The organism is Streptomyces sp. NPDC005899, assembly GCF_040629645.1.
GTDB lineage: Bacteria > Actinomycetota > Actinomycetes > Streptomycetales > Streptomycetaceae > Streptomyces.
Map to the genome: position 1 here is coordinate 1 of NZ_JBEXWB010000357.1, position 6,358 is coordinate 6,358.

Annotated in this window: 4 protein-coding genes; 2 read left to right on the forward strand and 2 right to left on the reverse strand. The window is 73.5% G+C overall.

Features of this window, described 5'->3' with window-relative positions; genetic code table 11:
• Window positions 1-114 precede the first annotated feature (114 nt).
• Complete coding sequence (locus ABZ371_RS27470; protein WP_358684395.1) at window positions 115-2,466, reverse strand: GH92 family glycosyl hydrolase; 2,352 nt, start codon at window positions 2,464-2,466, stop codon at window positions 115-117.
• A gap of 311 nt (window positions 2,467-2,777) precedes the next feature.
• On the opposite strand from ABZ371_RS27470, the gene ABZ371_RS27475 reads away from it, so the two are divergent.
• A complete protein-coding gene (locus ABZ371_RS27475; protein WP_358684397.1) occupies window positions 2,778-3,980 on the forward strand; it encodes a DMT family transporter in 1,203 nt (400 codons plus the stop codon).
• Here ABZ371_RS27475 and ABZ371_RS27480 read toward each other — a convergent pair.
• Window positions 3,950-5,347, reverse strand: a complete 1,398-nt coding sequence (locus tag ABZ371_RS27480; protein WP_358684399.1) for a transglycosylase family protein — start codon at window positions 5,345-5,347, stop codon at window positions 3,950-3,952. The two genes, ABZ371_RS27475 and ABZ371_RS27480, sit on opposite strands and share 31 nt — an antisense overlap.
• Window positions 5,348-5,829: 482 nt before the next feature.
• On the opposite strand from ABZ371_RS27480, the gene ABZ371_RS27485 reads away from it, so the two are divergent.
• Window positions 5,830-6,210, forward strand: coding sequence for a hypothetical protein (locus ABZ371_RS27485; RefSeq protein WP_358684401.1), 381 nt, complete (start codon window positions 5,830-5,832; stop codon window positions 6,208-6,210).
• Window positions 6,211-6,358: the final 148 nt, after the last annotated feature.

Here is a 6,358-nt window from a genome sequence, read left to right on the forward strand (position 1 = left end):
GCGCGCGCCCCCCGCCACCCCCCCCGGGTCGCTGACCCCCCCCCCCGCGCCCGCCGCGGCCGCCGCCCCCCCGGGGTCGGGCGGGGGCGCCCCCCGGCCCGTGTGCGCGTCGCGTCAGTGCAGGGGCGGCGGGGCGTCCGCGGGGGAGGTGCCCCAGGCGGACGGCTCCGCTCCCACCTCGAAGGAGAGCGAGCGGGCCGAGCGGATGTCCTGGGTGGTCAGGTACGTCCGGCTCCGCTCGGCTCCGTCGAGCCGGGCGGAGCGGATGTAGCGGTCGGTGTCCGAGGTGCCCGGTGCCCGCACGGTGAACGACCCGTGCGGGTAGTAGCGGCGGTCCAGCGTGAGGTCGACCCGGTCGAAGACGGGGGTCGACAGGCCCCAGGTGTCGGTGCCGGGCTGGACGGGGAAGACGCCGATCGACGACAGCACGTCCCAGGCCGACATGGTGCCCATGTCGTCGTTGCCGGTCATCCCGGCCGGGGTGTCGGTGAAGAGGGTGAGGGCCCCGTGGACGACGTCGGTCGTCTTCCAGGGCTGCCCGGTCGAGAGGTAGGTGTACGGGGCGATGAGGTCCGGTTCGTTCTGCGGGTTGTACTTGTCGGCGTTGTAGTAGTCGTACGGACCGTTCACCCACACCTCGCGCACGGTCCTGGCCGGGTCGGCGAGCAGCTGGTCGTAGGCGAAGAAGGAGTCCAGACGCGCGTTCGCCGCCCGGGTGCCGCCGATCAGGCCGACGAGGCCGGGCAGGTCCTGCGGTACGAGCCACTGGTACTGCCACGCCGTGCCTTCGTGGAAGCCCTCGCTCCGCGCCGGGTCGGCGGGTCCGGTGAAGGCGCCCTGTCCGTCGCGGGAGCGGAAGAAGCCGGTCGAGGGGTCGAAGATCCGGTGGTAGTTCTGTGCCCGTTCCCGGTAGCGCCGGGCGTCGGCCTCGTGGCCGAGATCGGCGGCCATCTCACCGAGCATCGCGTCGGACAGGGCGTACTCGAGGGTGGCCGATCCCCCGTGGTCGTAGTCCGAGTCACCCGGCTTGGCGTGCGGGCGGCCCTTCAGGTACGGCACGAAGCCGTCCGCCAGGTACTCCTTGTTCGCCTCGCGGCCCACGGCGGGTGAACCGGCGGGGGGAACGCCGTCGGCGTTCTTCCTCAGGGTGCGGTAGGCCTGCTCCTCGTACCCCTCGAGCAGTCCCTGCTGGTAGGCGTTGGTCAGGTACGGGGTGACGGGGTCGCCCGTCATGATGTTGGTCTCGACGGTGCCGTAGCCCCACTTGGGCAGCCAGCCGCTCTGCTCGTCGATCTTCAGGACGGAGATCGCCATGTCCCTCGCCTCGCGGGGCGCGAGCAGGGAGAGCAGCTGTGCCTGGGTGCGGTAGGTGTCCCACAGGGACCAGTTCTGGTAGTAGGTGAAGCCCTTGGCGCGGTGGATCCTCCGGTCCCACCCCGTGTAGCGGCCGTCGACGTCCTGCCCGATGTTCGGGCCGAGGAAGGAGCGGTACAGCGAGGAGTAGAAGGTGCGCCTGCGGGTGTCGGTGCCGCCCTCGGCCCGTACGTCCCCCAGGCGGTCCTCCCAGGCGGCACGGGCCGCGCGGGCGACGCGGTCGAAGCTGCGGCCGCCTTCGGCGCGCAGGTTGCGGGCGGCGCCGGCCGCGTCGACGTAGCTGATGGCGGTGGTCGCCTCGACCGTCCGGTCCGCGGTGGTGTCGAAGCGGACCCAGGCGCCGTTGCCGCCGGTCCCGGTGGACGTGGGGGCGCCGGTGACCGTGCCGTCCTTCCAGGTGCCGGAGTCGGCGAAGGGGCGGTCGAAGCGGGTGACGGTGTAGAGGGTGTACGGCTCGGTGTCCTGGCAGAAGCCGCGGCCGGTGATGGCCGTGCGGACGGTACGCGAGTCGAGTACCTCCACCGTGGTGCTGACCGTCCGGTGCAGGGACTGGCCGGCGTTGATCAGGACGTTGGCCTTGCCGGTGGCCGGGAAGGTGTAGCGCTGCACCCCCGTGCGCTCGGTGGCGGTCAGCTCGGCGTTGATCCCGCCGTACGAGGTGAGGCCGACCTGGTAGTAGCCGGGGGCGGCCTGCTCGTCGTCGTGGCTGAAGCCCGCGGCGTAGGCGGCGTTGTCCGTCTCGGTGATGTCTCCCGTCGTGGGGAGGACCGGCAGGTCCCCGCCGAGCCCGCAGCCGACGCCCGAGGGGTGGATGCTGCTGAAGCCCCGGATCTCGGTGTCCGTGTAGTCGTATCCGACGCTGTGGCCGGTGTCCGGCGACAGCTGCACCATGGAGAAGGGGACGGCGGCGCCCGGGTAGGTGTTGCCCTCGTTCCGGGTACCGATGAACGGATTCACCAGGTCGGTGAGGGAACCGCCCTCACGCGGTGCGGCCTGGGCGGTGGAACCGGCCGTGAGGATGCCTCCGAGGAGAGCGGCGGCTGCCAGCGTGGCCGCCGGTCCGCGCAGTCTCGGCCGTGGGGTCCGGAGCATGGGGGGAGTCCTCCTCGACGTGGACAACGTTGTCAGCCTGCCCTCTACAACGTTGAAAGGCAGAGCAGAGGCATGACAACACGGTCCGGGAGCCCGTGTCCAGGTGCATGACATGACGAAGGCCCGCCGGAGACCGCCTCAGGTGTCCTGAGCGGCGCCCGGCCCGCGGGCGGTGCCGTGGACTTCCGCGGGATGCGCAACTACCGCCGGGAGGAGGACCCTGGAGTGGTGTACGTACTACCGGAGCAGTACGACGGATCGCCGCCTCAAGGACGACGACGTGACGGCCTCGACGGGACATCGTGGTGTACATGAGTTCCCTTGCGCTCTCCGTGCTGCTGTCACTGGTCTCCGCGGTCGCCTACGCGGCCGGGGCGATCGTCCAGGAGCGCGTGGCCGCGGCCGGTGACGGCCGCCCGTACGCGCCGCTGCGCAACGCCGTCTGGTGGGCCGCCGTGGCGCTGAACGGCGTCGGCGCGGTGCTGCACGTGGTGGCGCTGGCCTATGGTCCCCTCAGTCTCGTCCAGCCCCTCGGTGCCCTGACGATCGTGTTCGCGCTGCCGATGGCGGCGCTGTTCGTCCACCGCGGGGCGGGCCGGACGGCCTGGCGCGGCGCGGTCATGGCGACGGTCGGACTGGCCGGACTGCTGGCCCTCACGGGGGACGCGGGATCCCGCACACTGGGGGGCCCGGAACAACTGCTGCTGGCGATCGCGACGTTCGGCGCGATCGGTGCCGTGCTCGTGCTCGCCAGGGGGCTGCACCACCCGATGCTCCGCAGCGTGGCGCTGGCCGCCGGCGCCGGCATCGCGTTCGGCATCGCCTCGGTGTTCACGAAGACCGTGGCGGTGGAATGGACGTCCGGCTCGGTGACCTCGGGTCTGCCGACCCTGCTGGCCATCGCCGGTCTGGCCGCCGCGGGCCTCCTGCTCTCGCAGGCCGCCTACCGCGGCGCGGGACTGACGGCGCCCCTCGCGACCGTCACCGTGGTGAACCCCGTGGTGGCCGCCGCGGTGGGCATCACGCTGTTCGGCGAGCAGTTCCGCTTCGGCGTGACGGGGACCCTGGGGGCGCTCGGGTGCGGCGCCCTGGCGGCGGCCGGGCTGGTCCTGCTGACCACCGAGCGGGTGGGAGCCGAGCGCCGCGCGTCGGAAGGCGCCCGGTCGCAGGACCGCGCCCCGGCGGGCGCGGGCGGGGCAACGCGTACGCCGGAGCGGGACGGGCCCGCCGTGGAGACGGCGGACGGGGAGGGTGCGCCTGACGGTCCGGTGGACATGGCGCCGTCCGGGCCCGCCGAGCCGCCGGCCCCTCGTGAGGCGGCGCTCCCCGGCCCTTTTCCGGCGCCGGCGGCAGTGGCGCTGCCCCTGACGCTTCCGCTGGGGCACGGCGGAGGGCGCGTGGAGTTCACCGGCCCGCACGCCGCCGTCGCTCCGGCGCGCCGAGGTGACCCGCGAGCGCCGCGGAGCGGGACCGGCGGGGCGGTTCAGACGTTGACGCCGCCGGCCCTCAGGTAGGCCAGCGGGTCGATGTCCGAGCCGTAACCGGGGCCGGTGCGGATCTCGAAGTGCAGGTGGGGGCCGGTGCTGTTCCCCGTGGAACCCGAACGGGCGATCCGGCGACCACTGCTCACGTGCTGTCCCTCGCGTACGTTGAGCGCCGAGAGGTGGGCGTACTGGCTGTACCTGCCGTCGCCGTGCCGGATGACGATCTCGTAGCCGTACGCCCCCGCCCAGCCCGCCGAGACGACTGTCCCGGACGCCACGGCCTTCACCGAGGTCCCGGTGGGCACGGGGAAGTCGACGCCCGTGTGGTAGCCGCTCGACCAGGATCCCGACTGGTGGTACGGAGTGCCCGTGCGCGCCTGGACGGGCGCGGTGAGGCCGTTGTGCGGTTTCGATGCCTGCCGGGGCTCGGCCGCGGGCTTCGCCGACCGCTTCGGCGACTGCTTCGGCGACTGCTTCGGCGACTGCTTCTGCGACAGCTTCGGCGCGGCTTCGGCCGTTCGCTCGGCCACGGGCTTCCGCGTCCGCTCGGGGGCCGCCTTCGGCTCCCGCTCCGTCTTCTGCGCGGGCTTCGCCTCCGGCGGGGCGGCGGGCCGCGCGGCGGCCTTCCGCTCCGGGGCGTGCCTGCTGGTGCCCGGCGCCCGGGCCACGTCGAGGCTGAGCCGCTGCCCGGGCAGGATCAGGTCGGGGTCGGTGCCGACCACGGAGCGGTTCGCCGCGTAGAGGTCCTGCCAACCGCCCTGGACGCGCTCGGCGTACGCGATGCCGGAGAGCGAGTCACCACGCTCGACGGTGTACGACGTGTGCCGGCCGGGTACGTCCGTCGGTGCCGCGGACGATCCGGCCCTGCCCTGCGCGGCCTTCTCCTGCGCCGCCGTGCCGGGTACGGCCCTCTTGGCCGGCGCCGTCCCGTGTGCGGCCGTCTTCTTCGTCGCCGCGTCGTGTGCGGTGCCGACCGGGGCGGTGCGCCGCGACTGCGGGGTGATGTCGGGAGCGTCGCCTCCGCGAGCCAGGCCCGCCCGTACCGAGCAGGCCGGCCACGCCCCCGGCCCCTGACCGTCCAGCACCTTCTCGGCGACGGCTATCTGCTCGTCCCTGCTCGCCAGATCGGCGCGGGCGGCATAGGCGGTCCCGCCGTAGGCGGCCCAGGTCGAGCGGGTGAACTGCAGACCGCCGTAGTAGCCGTTACCGGTGTTGATGTGCCAGTCGCCGGTCGACTCGCAGGCGGCGACCTTCTCCCACACGTCGGTGGAGGCCGCGCCCGCCGAGGCGGCCGTGAGAAGTGGAAGCGCGAGTCCCGCGCCACCCGCCGTCACCGTGAGCGAGGCACGGTTGATCCGGCTGGGCTGATATCTGCGGTGCCGTCCGTTCGCGGCCATGATGTGGCTCCCCCACAGGCAGTAGCACTCGTCGCAAGCGGCCAACTTATGGGCAGGTAAAGGGGCGTGACAAGTGTGTCCGTGGAATGCGGCCTGACGCGCGGTCCGTCCGGACCGCTGCGCGGGTCCAGTGCGCCCCTGCACGCGCCGTGCACGCGCCCCCTCGCGTCACCCGCACAGCGACTTCCGCCGCCTTCGCACGCGTTCTCCTGGGCCCGCCTTCCTGACCGTCCTCAGCTACACCGGTGCCTCACCCCGGGGTAGGCCGTCCGGAGCCGAAGGGCCGCGTACGCGCGAAACGGTGGTCCGTCCGGGCGGAGGGGCCGGGCGGGCGGTCCGGACGGGGGCAGGGCAGGTGGTGCGGGGGGAAGCGGCCCGCACACCGTCGGCCGGTCGGCGGCACTGACGGCCGGTCCGCTCCGGCACACGAGCGGGCGGGCCGGCGATCCTGCGCGGAAGGCCGGTGCACTTATGCTCACCGTATGGAGCAGAGCGAAGTCCTCAAGCGAGTGATCGGCATCCTGACGGAGGCGGGCGAGATGCAGCGCCAGGCCGAGGACCTGGACGGGGACGACCCGGAGGTGGGCGGCAGCATCGTGACGACTCTCCTGAACGAGACGATGCCGCACATCGCCATCCCCGCGGACGCGAGCGTCGAGGAGATGGCCACCCTGGTGGGTCGTGAAGTGGGCGGCGCGGTGGAGCAGTTGGTCGGAGCCTTCACCCTGGCTTTCATCGCCCTCGCCCAGATCCACGACTCCGGCCAGCAGGACGTGACCTCCGCCGACGTGCTCCAGGACCTCGCCCTGCGCGCGGAGGAGCTGAGCGCCGGGGACGACGACGGCCCCGCGGACTCGCTCTAGGCGTATCCGGTGGCGGCCAGCCGCGATCCCCGGGGCGGCGCCGGGTGACGCGGGCCGGTCCGCACAGGGGGACCGGGGCCGGACGGGCCCCGCGCCGCTCTGGGGCGGCACGGCCGGACGCCCCGCCGGGCGGGTGCCCGGCCGGCGC

What these genes read in the sequence shown, in the direction of transcription:
- ABZ371_RS27470 (WP_358684395.1), bottom strand. Translation starts at nt 2,466, where the DNA reads ATGCTCCGGACCCCACGGCCGAGACTGCGCGGACCGGCGGCCACGCTG.
- ABZ371_RS27475 (WP_358684397.1), top strand. Translation starts at nt 2,778, where the DNA reads ATGAGTTCCCTTGCGCTCTCCGTGCTGCTGTCACTGGTCTCCGCGGTC.
- ABZ371_RS27480 (WP_358684399.1), bottom strand. Translation starts at nt 5,347, where the DNA reads ATGGCCGCGAACGGACGGCACCGCAGATATCAGCCCAGCCGGATCAAC.
- ABZ371_RS27485 (WP_358684401.1), top strand. Translation starts at nt 5,830, where the DNA reads ATGGAGCAGAGCGAAGTCCTCAAGCGAGTGATCGGCATCCTGACGGAG.